The organism is Flavobacterium pectinovorum, from assembly GCF_900142715.1.
Classification (GTDB): domain Bacteria; phylum Bacteroidota; class Bacteroidia; order Flavobacteriales; family Flavobacteriaceae; genus Flavobacterium; species Flavobacterium pectinovorum.
In genome coordinates this window covers 888,683-906,456 of the sequence record NZ_FRBX01000002.1, presented here as the reverse complement: position 1 = coordinate 906,456, position 17,774 = coordinate 888,683, and the positions used below count along the sequence as shown (strand labels likewise).

At 33.7% G+C, this 17,774-nt stretch carries 18 protein-coding genes; 11 read left to right on the top strand and 7 right to left on the bottom strand.

Annotation, left to right across the window (positions count from 1 at the left end; all coding sequences use genetic code 11):
* Positions 1–13: 13 nt before the first annotated feature.
* Positions 14–742: a phosphoglycerol geranylgeranyltransferase gene (locus BUE22_RS10395; protein ID WP_073394968.1), complete on the bottom strand. Its 729-nt coding sequence runs from the start codon at positions 740–742 to the stop codon at positions 14–16.
* A gap of 94 nt (positions 743–836) precedes the next feature.
* Here BUE22_RS10395 and BUE22_RS10390 point away from each other — a divergent pair, with 94 nt between their 5' ends.
* From BUE22_RS10390 to BUE22_RS10380, 3 genes are all read left to right on the top strand, one after another.
* Positions 837–1,433, top strand: a complete 597-nt coding sequence (locus BUE22_RS10390; RefSeq protein WP_073394967.1) for a Crp/Fnr family transcriptional regulator — start codon at positions 837–839, stop codon at positions 1,431–1,433.
* Between the two features lie 81 nt (positions 1,434–1,514).
* A complete protein-coding gene (locus tag BUE22_RS10385; RefSeq protein WP_042566229.1) occupies positions 1,515–1,802 on the top strand; it encodes a hypothetical protein in 288 nt (95 codons plus the stop codon).
* Positions 1,799–2,197, top strand: a complete 399-nt coding sequence (locus tag BUE22_RS10380) for a group III truncated hemoglobin (RefSeq protein WP_073394966.1) — start codon at positions 1,799–1,801, stop codon at positions 2,195–2,197. The genes BUE22_RS10385 and BUE22_RS10380 overlap by 4 nt, the downstream gene beginning before the upstream one ends.
* A gap of 88 nt (positions 2,198–2,285) precedes the next feature.
* Here BUE22_RS10380 and BUE22_RS10375 read toward each other — a convergent pair whose 3' ends face one another.
* On the bottom strand, positions 2,286–2,936 hold the full coding sequence (locus BUE22_RS10375; protein ID WP_073394965.1) for a 4'-phosphopantetheinyl transferase family protein: 651 nt from the start codon (positions 2,934–2,936) through the stop codon (positions 2,286–2,288).
* Between the two features lie 270 nt (positions 2,937–3,206).
* Between BUE22_RS10375 and ahcY the strand changes: the two genes are divergently transcribed.
* From ahcY to BUE22_RS10340, 7 genes are all read left to right on the top strand, one after another.
* Entirely contained in the window at positions 3,207–4,523 is a 1,317-nt protein-coding gene (gene ahcY, locus BUE22_RS10370; protein WP_073394964.1) for an adenosylhomocysteinase, read from the top strand.
* A gap of 179 nt (positions 4,524–4,702) precedes the next feature.
* Positions 4,703–4,987, top strand: a complete 285-nt coding sequence (locus BUE22_RS10365) for a hypothetical protein (RefSeq protein ID WP_073394963.1) — start codon at positions 4,703–4,705, stop codon at positions 4,985–4,987.
* Positions 4,988–4,996: 9 nt separating this feature from the next.
* Positions 4,997–6,082 (top strand): WG repeat-containing protein, encoded by a 1,086-nt coding sequence (locus BUE22_RS10360; protein WP_207761263.1) that lies wholly within the window; start codon positions 4,997–4,999, stop codon positions 6,080–6,082.
* Between the two features lie 148 nt (positions 6,083–6,230).
* Positions 6,231–7,079 (top strand): bifunctional helix-turn-helix domain-containing protein/methylated-DNA--[protein]-cysteine S-methyltransferase, encoded by an 849-nt coding sequence (locus BUE22_RS10355; RefSeq protein WP_073394962.1) that lies wholly within the window; start codon positions 6,231–6,233, stop codon positions 7,077–7,079.
* 114 nt (positions 7,080–7,193) lie between these two features.
* Entirely contained in the window at positions 7,194–7,907 is a 714-nt protein-coding gene (locus BUE22_RS10350; protein ID WP_073394961.1) for a 2OG-Fe(II) oxygenase, read from the top strand.
* Positions 7,908–8,022: 115 nt separating this feature from the next.
* A complete protein-coding gene (locus tag BUE22_RS10345) occupies positions 8,023–8,268 on the top strand; it encodes an Ada metal-binding domain-containing protein (protein ID WP_073394960.1) in 246 nt (81 codons plus the stop codon).
* On the top strand, positions 8,255–8,863 hold the full coding sequence (locus BUE22_RS10340; RefSeq protein WP_073394959.1) for an alpha-ketoglutarate-dependent dioxygenase AlkB family protein: 609 nt from the start codon (positions 8,255–8,257) through the stop codon (positions 8,861–8,863). Before BUE22_RS10345 ends, BUE22_RS10340 begins: the two co-directional genes overlap by 14 nt.
* A gap of 63 nt (positions 8,864–8,926) precedes the next feature.
* On the opposite strand, the gene BUE22_RS10335 is transcribed toward BUE22_RS10340, so the two are convergent.
* Entirely contained in the window at positions 8,927–9,682 is a 756-nt protein-coding gene (locus tag BUE22_RS10335) for an NUDIX hydrolase (protein WP_073394958.1), read from the bottom strand.
* A gap of 331 nt (positions 9,683–10,013) precedes the next feature.
* Here BUE22_RS10335 and BUE22_RS10330 point away from each other — a divergent pair, with 331 nt between their 5' ends.
* Positions 10,014–10,271, top strand: a complete 258-nt coding sequence (locus BUE22_RS10330) for a hypothetical protein (RefSeq protein ID WP_073394957.1) — start codon at positions 10,014–10,016, stop codon at positions 10,269–10,271.
* 48 nt (positions 10,272–10,319) lie between these two features.
* Here the strand turns inward: BUE22_RS10330 and BUE22_RS10325 are convergent, their stop codons facing one another.
* The 4 genes from BUE22_RS10325 to BUE22_RS10310 form a co-directional block, all read right to left on the bottom strand.
* A complete protein-coding gene (locus BUE22_RS10325) occupies positions 10,320–12,548 on the bottom strand; it encodes a glycoside hydrolase family 3 N-terminal domain-containing protein (RefSeq protein ID WP_073394956.1) in 2,229 nt (742 codons plus the stop codon).
* Between the two features lie 6 nt (positions 12,549–12,554).
* A complete protein-coding gene (locus BUE22_RS10320; RefSeq protein WP_073394955.1) occupies positions 12,555–13,394 on the bottom strand; it encodes an endonuclease/exonuclease/phosphatase family protein in 840 nt (279 codons plus the stop codon).
* A 114-nt stretch (positions 13,395–13,508) separates the two neighbouring features.
* Complete coding sequence (locus tag BUE22_RS10315) at positions 13,509–15,251, bottom strand: cellulase family glycosylhydrolase (RefSeq protein ID WP_073394954.1); 1,743 nt, start codon at positions 15,249–15,251, stop codon at positions 13,509–13,511.
* A gap of 250 nt (positions 15,252–15,501) precedes the next feature.
* On the bottom strand, positions 15,502–17,766 hold the full coding sequence (locus BUE22_RS10310) for a glycoside hydrolase family 3 N-terminal domain-containing protein (RefSeq protein ID WP_073394953.1): 2,265 nt from the start codon (positions 17,764–17,766) through the stop codon (positions 15,502–15,504).
* Positions 17,767–17,774 lie beyond the last annotated feature (8 nt).

Sequence of the window (17,774 nt, the reverse complement as noted above, 5' to 3'; positions counted from 1 at the left end):
TATTATTTAATTTCTATGACTCAAAAAAACGGCTGTTATTTTCGAAAGCTGTTCCTATAACCACTAAATCTGCACCGGCATTGTACGCATTCTGAATTCCTTGCAAATCTACAATTCCTCCTCCAACAATTACAGGAATTTTAACGCTTTGAGAAATTAGCTGTATCATTTTGAATGGAACCGCTTTTTTGGCACCACTTCCGGCTTCAAGATAAATTAATTTATTTCCTAACATTTCTCCAGCTTGTGAAGTTGCCAAAACCAAATCGAGATTCTCCCTATTTAACGGCTCTGTTTTACTTACTCTTGCCACTGCTGTTTCATTACCGCTTTCGATTAAAATGTATCCTGTTGAGATTACTTCAAGATTCATTTTTTTAAGAATTGGCGCCGCCTGAACCTGATATTCTATTAAATAATCCGGATTTCTACCTGATATTAATGACAAAAACAAAATAGCGTCTGCCTGAGGTGAGATTTGTGAAGGATCTCCAGGAAAGATAACCACCGGTAAATTTGTCTTTTGTTTTAATTGAGCAATTAACTCTTCTAAAATTGTTGTCTGAACAATACTACCGCCCACAAAAATATGCGTAGCCGGAGATTGATTAATTTTCAGCAATAAATTTTCTATATTTTCTAATACAATCTTATCTGGATCTAAAAGAATGGCAAGCAATTTTTGTCCATTGTTTTTGGCCTGAATAATTTGCTCGTAAATATTGGGTATTTTTTGTTGCATAATGGACGTAAAAGTAAAAGTTTTTTAATGTAGAAGAACAATTTTGAATGAATTATATTTGTGTGAAGGCTTTTAGAATCCAAAAAACAAAATTATGATTCCTACTGAATTATTAGAAAAATATGGTGCTTTGAAGAAAGTTTTTGATAAAATGGCTATTATTTTTGAAGAAGGAAATTTACCCGCTTATTATTATCAAATCGTTTCCGGCGAAGTAAAAATGAGCAATTATAATGATGATGGAAGGGAATTTATTCAGGGAATCTTTTATAAGGAACAATCTTTTGGGGAACCGCCTTTGTTTCTAAATCAAAATTATCCGGCTAACGCAATTGCTGTTGAAGATTCGGAAGTTCTTCTTCTTTCAAAAAATAATTTCATGAAATTGCTGGAAGAAAATCCTTCCGTAAGTATTAAAATAATTCAGAATCTGGCGCAGCGATTATATTATAAATCGGTTATGGCGGCAGAAATGTCAACGCAGGAACCAGAACATCGGGTTTTAAAATTAATGGATCACGGAATTGCTTATTTCAATTTCCAAAAGGATGAAAATGGATACCTCATCAATTTTACCAGACAGCAAATTGGCGATTTAACCGGTTTACGGGTTGAAACCGTTATCAGAACTATTAAAGCATTGGAAAAAAAAGGCGTTTTGAAGATTATAAACAGGAAAGTATACAGATAAAAAAGTTTCTGTTTTATGATTAAAGTCATAAAATGGAGTTGTATAGTGCATGTACCTTTGTAGTATAAAAATCTCAATATCATGACACTATATCAAACAACATTCGAAAATTTCAACAAAAACTATATGGGTTCTGCTGCAATGGCTGTAATTGGTCAAAGCTGTTTAGGTGGTGCAGCTGCAATGTACATTCTTTCACACGGAACTTCTATTGTACAAATGATACAATTGGCAATTATTGTTTTAGCCTCTGTTTTTGCCAACACTTCAATTTTAGCACAAATGAAACATAAAGTAGTTTTTAACCTTATCATTTTAAGTGCTCTATTAAGTGTTTTCTTTATATTTCTGAATAGTTTTGTACTATGAAAAAACAAATAGAAAATAGAGCCGATGTCGAATTTCTGGTACATCAGTTTTATGCTAAAATAAGAGCCGACGAAGAAATCGGCTTTTATTTTAATACGATGATAAAAGATTGGGAAAAACATCTTGAAAAACTGACTGATTTTTGGGAAACCAATTTATTTGCCGTAAAAAAATACAAAGGAAATCCGCATGCTGTGCATAATGAAGTTGATGCCCATTTTGGCGAAAAAATTACTTCAAATGAATTCGGAATTTGGCTTAATCATTGGTTTCAAACTATCGATGAGCATTTTGAAGGCGAAAATGCAGACACACTAAAACGTCGCGCCAGAAAAATGAGTACTTTTTTATATATGAGTATGTTTGAACATCGAAAAAAAGAAAGCGAAGTGTAGCTTTTGTCTTTTAGACCGAAGATAGGAATCACAAAATTGTGCATATTTCAAATCCGAAGAGTTAGGGATTTAGTCCACAAACTACTTCCTATTTCTCAAAGGCATACACCAAAGTAAAAATATCATCAAAGTTATCTGATTTAATTTCTTTGTAATGCACATCAAAGTCTTTTACAAGATTATCAAAATGAAGGCTTGCATCCGTTCTACTTTCGGTTAACGAAAAATCTTCAACCTGAATATGATCTTTAAAACTGATTCCTTTTTCATTTCTGATTTTAAAGATCGCTTCTTTTGCTCCCCAAATTACGGTAAGTTTTTTTATGTATTCTTCTAAAACATTTTGATTTAAATAATCAAATTCGGTATCAACAAATTTATCGGCAATTCGAAGTATTTTTTCGCGCTGCAATTCCATATCAATTCCAACAGTTTCGTGACTGATTATTATGGCCGCAAAATGATACGAATGTGTAATCGAAATATAGTTATGACAATCAAAATAAGGTTTTCCAAATTCGTCATAATGCAAATCGTGATCTGTAAAACCCATTTCCTGAATCAACATACGAACACTCAAAAAAGCACGCTGATGCAATTGAGATTTCATTCCGTTTAATCGATTCTGTGTTTTCTCTTTTAAAACTACTTTACTCAATAACTCCTCAAAAGATTCCGTTATTTCCCAAATTAAAAGTTTGGTAGTTTCGTTACACTGTATGGTTTGAAATAAAGGCATTACTTTTTAATTATGAATATGAGTTGTGAATTATGATTTTTCTAATCTTATCAGTTATGAATCTAAAAAATGCAATTAGTAAAGAAAGTACATTTAACAGAATCTTTTTTAAATGAACTTACATCACTTATATGGTGAAAATTAATTTCGAAACTAATGTTCTAAAGATTAAGAAATTAAACATTTCACAAATCTTACAGAAATAGTCAAAATTAAAAACCTATTCCGTAAATTTGCAAAAATTTTACAATATACAAATATACACTATAAATGAGTACTACAACTACGCCTTTTGTGGCTTTCAAAGTAAAAGACATTTCTCTAGCGGCTTGGGGAAGAAAAGAAATTGAACTAGCTGAAGCTGAAATGCCAGGTTTAATGGCGCTTCGTGCTGAATATAAAGACGAACAACCTCTTAAAGGTGCTCGTATCGCTGGATGTTTACACATGACGATTCAAACTGCAGTTTTAATCGAAACTTTAATCGCTCTTGGTGCAGAAGTTACTTGGTCTTCTTGTAACATTTTCTCTACTCAGGATCAGGCTGCTGCTGCAATCGCTGCTGCAGGAATTCAGGTTTATGCCTGGAAAGGTCTTGATGAGCAATCATTTGACTGGTGTATTGAGCAAACTTTATTCTTTGGTGAAGACAGAAAACCATTGAACATGATTCTTGATGACGGTGGAGATTTAACAAACATGGTTATTGATCGTTTTCCAGAATTGGTTCCTGAAATTAAAGGACTTTCTGAAGAAACTACAACTGGAGTTCACAGACTTTACGAAAGAGTAAAAGCCGGAACTTTACCAATGCCTGCCATCAACATTAACGACTCTGTTACGAAATCTAAATTTGATAACAAATACGGTTGTAAAGAATCTGCTGTAGATGCTGTACGTCGTGCAACTGACTTAATGTTAGCTGGAAAAAGAGTTATCGTTTGCGGATACGGTGATGTTGGAAAAGGAACTGCTGCTTCTTTCAGAGGTGCAGGATCTATTGTAACTGTTACTGAAATTGACCCAATTTGTGCTTTACAAGCTGCAATGGACGGTTATGAAGTTAAAAAATTAAACACTGTAATTGCTAATGCTGATATCATCATTACAACTACAGGAAATAAAGATATCGTTCTTGGATCTCATTTCGAACAAATGAAAGACAAAACTGTTGTTTGTAACATCGGACACTTTGATAATGAAATTGATATGGCTTGGTTGAACAAAAACCACGGTGCATCTAAAATCGAAATCAAACCACAAGTTGACAAATATACTATCGCTGGAAAAGATATCATTATTCTTGCGGAAGGTCGTTTAGTAAACCTTGGTTGTGCTACAGGTCACCCAAGTTTTGTAATGAGTAACTCATTTACAAACCAAACTTTGGCACAAATCGAATTATGGAAAAACAGCGCTGCTTACAACAATGACGTTTACATGTTACCAAAACATTTAGATGAAAAAGTTGCTGCTTTGCACTTAGCTAAATTAGGAGTTGAATTAGAAACTTTACGTGACGACCAAGCTGCATATATTGGCGTTCCGGTTGAAGGTCCATTCAAACCAGAATACTACAGATACTAGTAAATTTTAGATTTCTGAGTTTAGATTTTAGATTCTAAATCTCTCGATTTCTTTATTACATATTCAAACCCGATAAGTTTTAAAAACTTGTCGGGTTTTGTTTTTTATTCAGGAAGTAATCAGATTATATTTATATATTAGCTATAAAACAGAGTTTAAATCTCATCGAACACAAAAATATGATTGAAAAAGTTTTATGCGAGCAACATGGATCAAAAGAAATGTCTTTTTCCTGTATTCATATTGCAATGGCTATAGACAAAAAAGAAAAAGTTGGTTTTTTCTATTCAGAGGCTGAAGAAGACCTTCCGCAAATTGCCTGGTGTGGTGCATGTGAACAATGGTTATTAGAAAATGGAGAAGAATGGAATGATACCTTTGAAACCATAGCCGATTTTAAAACATTATGTTCTGATTGTTTTGAAGAAGCAAAAAACAATGAATTAGAAATTCATATCCGATAAATAAATCTCATGAAAAAAATTATTCTTTATATATTTCTTTGTTTGAATTTTACTTTATCAGCACAAAATAAAGATACCTGGATTTCATTTTGGGATAAAGACACAACCCATTTAGGATTTAAAGATAAAAGCGGCAACATCAAAATAGAACCGAGATTTATGGGCTTCACAATTGCTCATAAATTTGAAAATATAATTGCTGTTAGCGAAGAAGAAAATGAAAACTGGAAAAGCTACTATCTAACTAAAACCGGAAAAATAGTCGGACGCGACAGTTTATATGTTTTCGACAATGGTCCTGATTGTGAAAATGAAGGCTTTATACGCTTTAATGATCCTAAAACAGACAAAATGGGTTTGTTTAATGGAGATGGAAAAATCGTAATTCCGGCTGAATACAGTGATTTAACAAGAGTTAGAAACGGAATGATTATAGCTCTAAAAGATGCCGTTAAAGAAAAAGATGGAGAACATTTTTTTTGGACTGGGGGAAAAGAATTTCTAATTGACATTAACAATAAAATTCTAATTGAAAATTTTGGCTTCAATGATGAGTTGAATTTTTATTCTTTAGAAAAATCAAAAGAAAAAAATCCAGATCCTGTCAGAGATAATTTCCTTGGCGTTGATGGACAATATTATTCGTTTATCAATTTTGATAAGGAATTTAAAGAATGGCTTAAAAACATCTTACTTACTGATTTATCAAAAGAAAATTTACTGAAACACTCTTACGATGAAATCACGTATTGGAAAAAGAAAGACGATGACGACGGCTGGATAACCAAACCAAAAGAAGCGTTTATGAAACTAAATTACAAACTCATAAAAGCGAAACTATTAGAATTAAAATCGACAAATTGTGATTATCATATTTTTTCTGAAAGCTTAAATAAATTCATCTTTGAAGCAGATGAATATGATCAATATTTTGATAATTGTCGTCAGGCGAAAGACTGGATTAATCCTGTAAAAAATATTGTTATTTCTCCTCAGAATAAAAATGAATCAGGGCAAGATCATTTTGAGTTTTTAAGAACCAAAAACGGATATAAACTTATAAGCGCGTCATCAAGAAAAGAGGATCTTAAATGAAATTACAATTGAATTGTTTCAGGTTTCAAGTTTCAAGTTTCAGATTACGCAACAACCTGAAACTTGAAACAAACAAAAGTGAACTCCGCAAGTTTCGGATTTTATAACCGCAAAATCCACCTGATATTTGTATTATAAAATTGAAGAAATGAACACACAAGAAAACATCAATTATAATCGTATCGCCGAAGCAATCGATTATATCAAAGCAAATTTTAAGGACCAGCCCAATCTTGATGAAGTTGCCGAAAAAGTACATTTGAGTCCGTTTCATTTTCAGAGGCTTTTTAGCGAATGGGCAGGTACAAGTCCGAAGAAATTTTTGCAGTACACAAGTTTAGAACACGCTAAAAAACTTCTTAAAGAAAATCAGGCTACAATTTCTGAAACAGCGTACGAAACAGGTCTTTCAGGTACAAGCCGTCTTCACGATTTGTTTGTAAACATTGAAGGAATGACGCCTGCTGAATATAAAAATGGCGGTAAAAACCTGCAAATTAATTTCAGTTTTGCCGAAAGTCCCTTTGGAAATATTATTGTCGCTTCTACACAAAAGGGAGTTTGTTTTATGGCTTTTGCCGAAGATGAAAAAAGAGGATTTGAAGATTTAAAACATAAATTTCCTAATGCAGCATTTTCAAGAAAACTCGATTTAGCACAACAAAATGCCCTTTTCATTTTCCAAAATGACTGGAGTAAATTATCTGAAATCAAACTGCATTTAAAAGGAACTGATTTTCAATTGAAAGTTTGGGAAACCTTGCTTAAAATTCCAATGGGCCAACTTTCGACTTATGGTTCTATTGCACAGAAAATCGAAAAACCAAACGCATCCCGAGCCGTTGGAACTGCCATTGGAAGCAATCCCGTAGCTTTCCTTATTCCGTGTCATCGTGTTATTCAATCGTCTGGAATTTTTGGCGGTTATATGTGGGGCAATACTCGAAAAACAGCCATTATTGGCTGGGAAGGTGCGCAGGTAAATCCAATAATCTAAAATTTCTATTTACAATTTATGACGACAATCTTTGTGTAGACGCACTGCTGTGCGCCTCTACAGATATGCCTTGTGTGAATAATTCGTCATATAAAATTCAATCTAAAATTATTTATGCAAAATATACAATCAAAAATTGCTTCTCTTAATTGGGAAAGCATCACTGAATCTATGCACGAAAATGGATTTGCAGTTATTCCAAACATATTAAATAACGAACAATGCGAAGATTTAAAATTCGATTATGACAATCCGGCTTTATACCGAAAAACAGTTGTAATGGAACGTTATCGTTTTGGCTTAGGCGAATACAAATATTTTAATTACCCTTTGCCTGATTTGATTCAAAATATTCGATCTTCTATTTATCCGAAGTTAGCCCCAATTGCAAATGGCTGGATGAAAGCATTAAATATCAATACTATTTTTCCTGAAACGCACGAAAAATTACTCGAACAATGTCACGCCAACAATCAATTAAAAGCAACTGTTTTAATTCTAAAATATGGTAAAAGCGGTTTTAATACTTTGCATCAGGATTTATACGGAGATATTTATTTTCCTATTCAAATAGTGCTTTTTCTCAACGAGCCAGATGAAGATTTTACTGGTGGAGAATTTGTCTTAACACAGCAAACGCCCAGAGCGCAATCTAAAGCGATTGTTTTGAAACCCAAAAAAGGTGATGTTTTAGTTTTTACAACCAATTTCAGACCTGTAAAAGGTACAAAAGGATATTATCGCGTAAATATGAAACATGGCGTTAGTGAAATTCATTCTGGCGAAAGACATACATTGGGAATTATTTTTCATGATGCGTTGTCTTAAGAAAAGAGAGACAAAGTGTCAGAGGGACAAAGCTACAAAGATTTTACAGCCTTGTTTACGAATGCCTCCTTACCTTTGAACCTCTGCTTCTTTGAACCTTTAAACCTAAAAACAAATGATCTATCATAATGAAATTCTGGATTCAGATCTTCGAAATAAAATTAAAAATGCAGAAATTTGCTTTGGTGGAAACCAAAAACTAAAAATCTACGGAACCTTAAAATGTTCGTCAGGAAAAAGAATGAAACGTGAAAATCGGGTTTTCTTTTTATCTGAAAATGAAGCAAAACAAAATGGTTTCAGACCTTGCGGACATTGTATGAAAACCGAATATCAAAACTGGAAAAATGGACTTATTTAATCCCGAAATAAACGAAACTACCAACTTGCTTCCAAAAAATGGAACTGTAAATTATTACGGAAAATTGTTTTCGAGAGAAAATTCAAATCATTATTTAGATGTTCTTTTAAATACTATTGAATGGAAAAATGACGAAGCCGTAATCTTCGGAAAATTAATTCTGACCAAACGAAAAGTTGCCTGGTATGGAGATTCGGAGTTTGAATATACTTATTCGAATACAACCAAAAAAGCATTGCCGTGGACGAAGGAATTGTTAGAATTAAAAAAGGTTATTGAAAAAAAAACAGGCGAAACATTCAACTCCTGTTTGCTTAATTTATATCATTCCGGAGATGAAGGAATGGCGTGGCACAGCGATGCCGAAAAGGATTTAAAAAAGAACGGCGCAATTGGTTCGGTAAGTTTTGGTGCTGAGCGTAAGTTTGCTTTTAAGCATAAAGAATCAAAAGAAGTTGTCTCATTAATTTTAGAACACGGAAGTTTGTTGGTAATGAAAGATGAAACACAAACACATTGGCTGCATCGTTTGCCACCTACAAAAACAACTACAAAACCAAGGGTGAATTTAACTTTTAGAACAATTGTGAGGTAACCGTAAAGTAAACCCGACAGGTTTTAAAAACCTGTCGGGTTTCTGTTGACCATAATCTTTGGATTACCAACCTTGATTCAAGCCATTTTTTAGAACTTCTTCATATTTATCTTTATCAAAAGTATAAAGGTTTGGCGCTTTGTGAGCAACGTTACTTTTCTTTTCGTCAAGTTTATTCAGGATTCCGATGTTGGTTATTTTTCGCAGGAAGTTTCTTCTGTCAAGTTGTTTGTCCAAAATGGTTTCATATAATTTTTGAAGTTCCGGAATCGTAAATTTTTCGGGCAATAAATTATATCCAATTGGCATTAAATTCAATTCTATTCGTAGCGTATCCAAAGCTTTATCAAGAATTTCCTTGTGATCCAAAATAAGTTCAGGAACTTCTTTATGGTCAATCCATTCTATGATTTCCTGACTATTATCTTTTTGCGGAATCGCTTTTAGAAAGTCGACCAAAGCATAATATCCAATTGTTACAAAACGCTGTGTAAACCAATTTCCCGCTTCTTTGGGAATTTTAAAATGTTCTAAAACGGCATTGTTAAAATGCTGATCGTTTCGTTTTACTTTTCCGAAAGTTGCAAATTGCCTTAAAAAAATACCTTCTATTCCGGTTCTGCCATTTAAAACTGTACTGGCCGCAGTATCAATATCCTGATCCAGAGGAATAAATCCGCCGGGCAAAGACCATTTATCTTCATAAGGGGTTTTAATCAGTAAAACTTTAAGCTGGTTATCGTGAAATCCGAAAATAACGCAATCAATTGAAAGTCCCGGTTGATAATTTTCGCTATTTTCTATAAATCCGTTTGACATTCGCCTTTTTTAAAATTTGATTTCAATTAAACATGCAATTTAAGGATTTTTATAAATTGACAGAATTTTTTTAAAGAAGCAATATTTCATGCCCATAATTTAGAAGTGTAGAATTCACAATTTTTACTTAAAATAGAAATTGAATTAAAAAAATAATTACATTGCGTCATAATAACACATTAAACAGTTTTTTTGCTTTAAGTTACAGTAAGTACTTACAAAAGTAATAGTTAAAGATAAAATCTTTATTTACAGGTTTAATATTACGACTTTTTGTAACAAACATAAAAACAAATAGTCTATTAGATTTAGAAATATAAATTGATTAATTATGAGCATTCCAAATTTTACAAAACTCAACAAAGGGCTTATTAAAAAGGTCTGTTCTTCTTTTGGATTAGTTTCAAAAAACGATCTTTTAGAAGCTTCTATAAAATACAGCGAAGAGCAGGAAAGAATTTTCAACGAGATGCTTGTTGAAACAGGAACCAAAGATAAAAAAGCAAAACGCGAAGCTTTTGATAAAGCGTTATACGCTTCTTACAAAGGAATTGGCGCTATGGATTTTATAAATACTGTCTTGAAATAATTCAAAACTGTTTATAAAATCCATAACGCCAATTAATTAACATTCTATTTATTGTACTAATTCAAAATTTGCTTTTAATTTAATATCTGCTGAAGAAGCTCCAATCATTACTTCAAAATCTCCAGGTTCAGCAACCCATTCTATTTTATCATTGTAAAGAGAGAGTTTTTCTTTGTCGATTGTAAATTCGATTGTTTTAGATTCTCCTGCATTTAGTTTTACTTTTTGAAAATCTTTCAATTCTAAAACCGGTCTTACTACAGATCCAAATTTATCCTGTAAATACAACTGCACAACTTCTTCTCCGGCAACTTTTCCAACATTTGATAACTGAAAAGAAACTTTAATGGTTTCGTTACTTTTTATTTTAGCAGAAGATAATTTCAAATCGGAATAATTGAATTTTGTATAACTCAAACCATATCCAAAAGGAAATTTTGGTGAGTTTTTCAAATCAATATAAGAAGAAACATAACCTGTTGAATTTTCATTCGGAGCCGGTCTTCCGGTACTAAAATGATTATAATAAATTGGCACTTGCCCTACTTCTCTCGGAAAAGTCATTGGCAATTTTCCAGACGGATTATAATCTCCAGACAAAACATTGGCGATCGCATTTCCTGCTTCAGTTCCCAGCCACCAAGTGTACACAATTGCCGGAATATTATCTGCAGTCCAGTTAAAAATAAGGGGTCTCCCTGCATTTACCAAAACCACAACCGGCTTTCCTGTTGCCTGAATTGCCTTCACTAAATCTTCCTGAACCCCTGGTAAATGAAGATCACTTCGGCTTTTTGCTTCACCACTCATATCGCGTCTTTCACCAATACTCAAAATAACAACATCAGCTTGTTTTGCAGTTGCAACAGCTTCTGCAAATCCATCTTTGTTATCGCCATCTACTTCACAGCCTTTTGCGTAAAGCAATTTGGTGTTTTTGCCCACTTTATTTTGTAAACCATCCCATTGCGAAACAACCCATTTATCATAATCAACGTCTGGCAATTCTACAGACCAAAATCCCATATTGGCTTTGTATTCTTTTACCATTGGACCAATAAATGCAATTGTTTTAAGGCTTTTAGAAAGTGGCAAAGTTTGATTTTCATTCTTTAATAAAACAATACTTTTCTCGGCAACTTCAAGCGCCGCTTTTCTGTTTTCAGGATTATTCAAAGCTTTTTCAGCTCTTTTATCATCTGAATATTTATACGGATTTTCAAACAATCCTAATTCGTATTTTTTACGAAGAATACGTTTTACAGCATCATCAATAAGATCAATAGATACTTTTCCTTCTTTTACTAATTCGGCTAAATTATAACGGTATGCGTTACTTTCCATATCCATATCACTTCCGGCTGTAATAGCAGAAAGTGCAGCCGCTTTAAGATCTTTAGAATAACCGTGGGCTACCATTTCTCCGATTGAACCCCAATCTGAAACTACAAATCCCTGAAAGTTCCATTTTCCTTTTAAAATGTCACGTTGTAAATGCACATTTCCAGTTGCCGGAATTCCGTTAATGTCATTAAATGAATTCATAAAAGTGGCTGCACCTGCATCTAAAGCTGCTTTAAAAGGAGGCAAATAGGTTTCAAACAACATTCTTTCACTCATGTCAACCGAGTTGTAATCTCTACCGCCTGTTGCAGCACCATAAGCTGCAAAGTGTTTTACGCAAGCCATAACAGAGTTTAAATCTCCCAATTTATTTCCCTGAAAACCTTTTACCCTTGCATAAGCAATTTTAGAACCCAGATAAGTGTCTTCTCCCGCACCTTCCATTACACGGCCCCAACGCGGATCACGGCCAATATCTACCATTGGCGCAAATGTCCAGTGAATACCACTTGCAGAAGCCTCGGTTGCAGCAACTCTGGCAGCTAATTCAATTGCCTGTAAATCCCAACTTGCAGCTTCAGCTAACGGAATTGGAAATGTTGTTTTATATCCGTGAATTACGTCCTGACCAAATAATAGCGGAATCTTAAGGCGTGACTGCATTGCTAATTCCTGATATTGTCTGGTATATTTTGTTCCAACAACATTAAGCATCGAACCTATTAAACCAGCTTTTATCTCCGCTTGTTTGTTTGGATTTATGGTAATTGGACCTGTTGCCGAATTATCGCCTGTATATTGATTAAGCTGACCTATTTTTTCTTCAATGGTCATTTTTTTCAATAAAGCATTTACTTTTTGATCGATTGTTTCTTGTTGTGCGGCCGCAAAAAACGACACCATCAACAAGGCAAATGTGGTTAATTTTTTCATTTTAGTTTAATTAATTTCAATATAAACCGGCAAGTGATCTGATGGATATTTTAAATCTTTAGAATCACTTAAAACGGCATGCTTCTGCACTTTTAATCCGCTGTTTTTAGAAATAAAAATATAATCTATAAGCAAGTTTACAGGCTTGTTGTGTTCAAAATCATTAAAAGTTCCTGATGGTCCGAAAGGTTTTTCTATTGAAACATCTTTTGTATCATCCATTACTTTTTTTATCTCTGTAATTTGAGGCGTATCAGGTTCTGAATTAAAATCCCCCATCAAAAAAACAGGATAATTTTTTGTGTTGAATTCTTTTATTTTCGAAAGAACCAATTGTACTCCTTTTATTCTTGCCTCGTTTCCAATATGGTCGAGATGCACGTTAAAAACCCAAAAAAACTTCTTTGTCTTTAAATCTTTAAAAAGAGCCGACGTACAGACTCTGTTACAAGCAGCATCCCAACCCCTGGAAACTACATTTGGGTTTTCCGACAACCAAAATGTATTTATGTTTTGTACCTGAAAACGGTCTTTTTTATAATAAATCGTACACGCTTCGCCTTCTTCTTTTTCTTCTCTTCCAATTCCAAATTTGTTATATTCCGACAAAGCCGAAGCTATATAGTTAACCTGATTTGGCAAAGCCTCCTGAACGCCAAAAATATCAGGACTGTAAAATTGTATTTGCGACGTAAAATATTCTTTTCGATTTGGCCACGCATTTTCTTCATCTGAAGGATTATCTAACCGAATATTATAGGTCATCATTCTTAAATTTTGACCATAAAATGACAAACTCACAAAAAGTACGAATACGACTAAAACAATTTTATTTAACTTTTTCATATTTAAAAAATTTTAATCTGTAAAACTAGTGTTTCCGTAGTCTTAAAGAGAAAAACTCATTTAAAAATTATGTTAATTAACTATCAAGATTTAACTTCTAAAGGAATATGCTCTTTATTTTTTTACTTCAGAGAAATCTAAATAATTCAAATTGAAACCTCCGTTATCAAAAAATACTTTGATTTTATTTGTACCTTTTTTTAATTCAATTCCTGATAAAATAACCGTTTTAAATTTGTCATTTCCTCCTGTTGGAGCAAGCGTAATTGGTTCTGATTTTTTCCCGTTTTCTATTTCTAAATGAAGTTCTCCTTCTAAGTTTTCACTTGAATAACGAATTGCTACATTGTATACATTTGATTTTGAAACTTCAACCGTATATTGCAGCCATTCTCCATCTTCAATAAAAGAAACCTGATAACCGTTTGAACCTGAATTTTTGCATGGCAAAATATCAACTCCGTCATTTCTCATTGAATTTCCTTTGTTCCATTCTTCAAAATTTCCGGTTTCGACTCTGTAATTCACAAAATCTGTGTCTGAATAAGCTTTTCCATTCGTTCCCAAATCATAAAGTGTTGCCGCAATTTTTCCGGGAATAATATGTTTTTTGTATGGTTTTGTATCATTGGTTTGTACTTGCCTGAACATTGCATCAATTACATCCGGTTTTACAGTTAGGTTTTCCATTTTGTAATTATCTGCCATTTTCATCAATGTTTTTTTAGCAAAATCTGCCGATGGTTTTTCTCCTCCGTCTTTCCAATATTTTAGCAAAACATCGTATTCCGGAATTTTGGTTACAGAAGTAACTCCGGCAATATTTTCGATTTTTTTCATTGGCCAAAATGCCCATCCAATATTATTTGTTTCTACTAATGTCAGCGCGTCTTTAAACCAAACATTTGAGTTTTCTCCGCTTTCGCCCAACCAAATCGGAACGTTGTATTGTTTTCTGTAATCGAGCATTTTCTGGATAGAAGCCGTAGTATTGTAATTCCAGTATTTGTGAAAACTCAACGCCATATTTTCATCCCATAAAGGGAAAATTCCGTTGTAATTATTTCCCCAACAATTTCCTTCAATAAAAATTAAATGGTTGGTATCGACTTCGCGAATTGCTTTTGTAACGCGAACCATTAAATCTCTTAAAGGTCCGTTTGCGTTTTCGTCGCAGCCATTTTTATTCGTTCCGGTAAAATTCCAGTTGGGTTCGTTGATAATGTCGTAAGCACCAATCCACGGATTATCTCTGTAACGTGAAGCGAGTTTTTTCCATAAAGCAATCATTTTTTTCTGATTGTCTTCACTTTGCCATAAAGATGGTTTTGTAGTATCGTAATCTGAAATTGCAGCATCATTTCCTTGTCCGCCCGGCGCAGCGTGCAAATCAAGAATCAGATACATTTTGTTTTCAGCACACCATTTTACTAAATTATCAGTCATGGTAAAACCTTCTTCAATCCATGTAATTTTGCCGTTCTTTTCCTGTTCAATTGGAGGTGTGTATAGGTTGTAATGCATGGGCAAACGAATGGAATTGAATCCCCATTTTGCCAGCGAATCAACATCTCTTTTAGTTATTCCGTTTGCTTTATAAGCAGCATAAAATTCTTTTGTCCCTTCTTCGCCAATAACTTCCTGAATTTTTTGTTTAATCATATATTGCGGACTCGCAAAAGGCTGGGTCTGCAACATATAACCTTCCTGCACCATCCAGCCGCCAACGCCCAAACCTCTTAATATTACATTTTTGCCGTTGCCGTCTACAATATTTTGTCCGTCTCTGTGCAAAAATCCTTGTGCAGAACCGGCAATTGAAAGCAACAATTGTAATGTTATAATTAACTTTTTCATCCTTTATTTAAATATTAATCCTTTGGGTGTATTATTTTAACACATAGAAACATAGCTTAGTTTGCGTTCAAAAGGCGTTTCACTTGTATTAATGCATCCCGAAGCTTCGGGACTATGTGTGAGAAACTAGTTTCTTTTTATTCTCTTTTTTATTGATTTCTAAATATAAAATCTATGTTTCTATGTGTTTAATTTAAACTTAAAATACCTACAAGGTTTTGAAAACCTTGCAGGAATGTATTAGACTAATTTATTTTAGTAAAAAATCCGTTTTTTGATTGGCGATTTGAACTGTAAATGTTCCTTTTTCGGAAATCCATTTTAGGTCTTCGTTTACAAATTGAAGGTCTTTTTGGTTTAAAGTAAATTTTACTGTTTTGGTTTCGTTTGGCTCTAGACTGATTTTTTCGAATCTTTTCAAAGATTTAAATTCAGGAGTTATCGAAGCAAAATTATCTGACAAATACAATAAAACCGACTCTTTTCCAGCTCTTTTTCCTGAATTTGTAACATCAACAGAAACATTGATTTCATCTGTATTGCTGATTTCCCTTTTATCAATTTTTAAATTAGAATAAGAAAAAGTGGTGTACGATAATCCCGTTCCAAATTCGAATTGTGGTAAATAACTTTTCTCGTAAGTTGCATCGTTATTTTGCTCTCCTTCAGAAATACTTTCGGTATATTTTCTGTTGTATTTCTCTAGTGAGTTTGGATATCTTGGATAATTATAAGGCAATCTTCCGCTTGGGTTTATGTCTCCGTAAAGAATATCTACTAATGCTCTTCCGCCTTCATTTCCTGGCAAATAACACTGAACAACAGCGCTCATTTTATCTTCAAAATCACTAATTAATCTTGGTCTTCCTTCATTTAAAACTAAAACAATTGGCTTGTTTAATTTTGATAAGGCCAGCGCTAATTTTATTTGAGATTTACTAATATAGATATCGCTGATGTCTCCTGGTGTTTCTGTATAATTTTTCTCTCCTAAACACAATACTATTTTTGATGCATTTTTTGCCAAATCAACGGCTTTCTGAATTTCGGCATCGTCTTCTTTTTCAAGATCGGCACCAGCTGTGTATAATACATTTTCTTTGCCTAATTTATTTTGAAAAGCTTCCAGTATTGTTGATTTATCAGCGGCATAAGTATCTGAGTTTTCGCCTTGCCAATTGTATGACCAGCCTCCGTTAAGGTATTTCATGCTATTTGCAGTTGGACCTGTAACCAGAATTTTTTCTGTTTTGTTTAAAGGTAAAACGGCATCCTTATTTTTCAATAAAGTAATCGATTCTGCAGCCGTATTATACGCTTCCTGAATGTGTTCTGCCGAACCAAATTTTGGATAATCTTTAAAATCAGCTACTGTATTTTGGAACAAATTCAATTCGTATTTCATTCTCAAAATTCTTGTTACCGCATCATCAATTCTGGATATTGGTACTTCACCTTTTTTTACCAAATCAACTAAATCTGTATAAAAAGAAAATTCTTCCGGAACCATGCTCATATCAATTCCTGCCATTACAGCGATACGCACGGCATCTCTTTTGGTTTCGGCAACTTTATGTCTGGTATTTAAGTAGATAATATCTTTCCAGTCGGTTACAACAACGCCCTGAAAACCTAGTTCGTTTTTAAGAATATCGGTAATTAAATGTTTGCTGGCGTGTACGGGAGTTCCGTTGATTTCTCCTGAACTTACCATTACACTTTTTGCTCCGGCTTTGATTGCTGCCTGATAAATTGTTAAATCGTATTGTCTTAGAATGCGTTCCGGTATAATGCTTGGTGTTCTATCTTTTCCGGTTGTTGTGCTTCCGTAACCTATGTAATGTTTCATACATGAAGCAACGCTGTATTTTGAACCTACATTGTTGTTTCCTTCAAAACCATCTACTAAAGCGACTGCCATTTTTGAAGATAGATAAGCATCTTCTCCAAAAGATTCCCACATTCTCGACCACGCAGGATTTCTTGGAAAATCTAAATCCGGAGAAAAAACCCATGGAATTGATGAAGCTCTGGTTTCGTAAGCTGAAATTTCAGCTCCACGTTTTACTAAAGCTGTGTTGAAAGTCGCAGCCAAACCTATTTGCTGTGGAAACAATGTTGCTCCGGCTGTATAACTTGCGCCGTGAATGGCGTCGATTCCGTATAAAACAGGGATTTTTAATCTTGTTTTATTGGCTTCATTTGTAATCGCGGTCATGGTTTCCTGCCATCTTTTTACAGTTGGCGCACCCGGATTTGGCACATTCAAAATAGAACCAATATGATAATCCTGAATTCCCTGCTTTAATTTTGCAGCATCAAAATAACCTGGTTTTTTTGTGTCTTCAAAAATGGTGACCGTGATTTGAGTCATTTGTCCCACTTTTTCTTCTAGTGTCATTTTTGATAATAACTCTGAAACTTTAGCATCAATAGCTGCTTTATTATTTTTTGATTGGCTCCATCCTGCTCCACAAATAAGAAACAAAGACAATAGCAAAACTGAATTTTTCATTTTAATTT

What these genes read in the sequence shown, in the direction of transcription:
- BUE22_RS10395 (WP_073394968.1), bottom strand. Translation starts at nt 742, where the DNA reads ATGCAACAAAAAATACCCAATATTTACGAGCAAATTATTCAGGCCAAA.
- BUE22_RS10390 (WP_073394967.1), top strand. Translation starts at nt 837, where the DNA reads ATGATTCCTACTGAATTATTAGAAAAATATGGTGCTTTGAAGAAAGTT.
- BUE22_RS10385 (WP_042566229.1), top strand. Translation starts at nt 1,515, where the DNA reads ATGACACTATATCAAACAACATTCGAAAATTTCAACAAAAACTATATG.
- BUE22_RS10380 (WP_073394966.1), top strand. Translation starts at nt 1,799, where the DNA reads ATGAAAAAACAAATAGAAAATAGAGCCGATGTCGAATTTCTGGTACAT.
- BUE22_RS10375 (WP_073394965.1), bottom strand. Translation starts at nt 2,936, where the DNA reads ATGCCTTTATTTCAAACCATACAGTGTAACGAAACTACCAAACTTTTA.
- ahcY (WP_073394964.1), top strand. Translation starts at nt 3,207, where the DNA reads ATGAGTACTACAACTACGCCTTTTGTGGCTTTCAAAGTAAAAGACATT.
- BUE22_RS10365 (WP_073394963.1), top strand. Translation starts at nt 4,703, where the DNA reads ATGATTGAAAAAGTTTTATGCGAGCAACATGGATCAAAAGAAATGTCT.
- BUE22_RS10360 (WP_207761263.1), top strand. Translation starts at nt 4,997, where the DNA reads ATGAAAAAAATTATTCTTTATATATTTCTTTGTTTGAATTTTACTTTA.
- BUE22_RS10355 (WP_073394962.1), top strand. Translation starts at nt 6,231, where the DNA reads ATGAACACACAAGAAAACATCAATTATAATCGTATCGCCGAAGCAATC.
- BUE22_RS10350 (WP_073394961.1), top strand. Translation starts at nt 7,194, where the DNA reads ATGCAAAATATACAATCAAAAATTGCTTCTCTTAATTGGGAAAGCATC.
- BUE22_RS10345 (WP_073394960.1), top strand. Translation starts at nt 8,023, where the DNA reads ATGATCTATCATAATGAAATTCTGGATTCAGATCTTCGAAATAAAATT.
- BUE22_RS10340 (WP_073394959.1), top strand. Translation starts at nt 8,255, where the DNA reads ATGGACTTATTTAATCCCGAAATAAACGAAACTACCAACTTGCTTCCA.
- BUE22_RS10335 (WP_073394958.1), bottom strand. Translation starts at nt 9,682, where the DNA reads ATGTCAAACGGATTTATAGAAAATAGCGAAAATTATCAACCGGGACTT.
- BUE22_RS10330 (WP_073394957.1), top strand. Translation starts at nt 10,014, where the DNA reads ATGAGCATTCCAAATTTTACAAAACTCAACAAAGGGCTTATTAAAAAG.
- BUE22_RS10325 (WP_073394956.1), bottom strand. Translation starts at nt 12,548, where the DNA reads ATGAAAAAATTAACCACATTTGCCTTGTTGATGGTGTCGTTTTTTGCG.
- BUE22_RS10320 (WP_073394955.1), bottom strand. Translation starts at nt 13,394, where the DNA reads ATGAAAAAGTTAAATAAAATTGTTTTAGTCGTATTCGTACTTTTTGTG.
- BUE22_RS10315 (WP_073394954.1), bottom strand. Translation starts at nt 15,251, where the DNA reads ATGAAAAAGTTAATTATAACATTACAATTGTTGCTTTCAATTGCCGGT.
- BUE22_RS10310 (WP_073394953.1), bottom strand. Translation starts at nt 17,766, where the DNA reads ATGAAAAATTCAGTTTTGCTATTGTCTTTGTTTCTTATTTGTGGAGCA.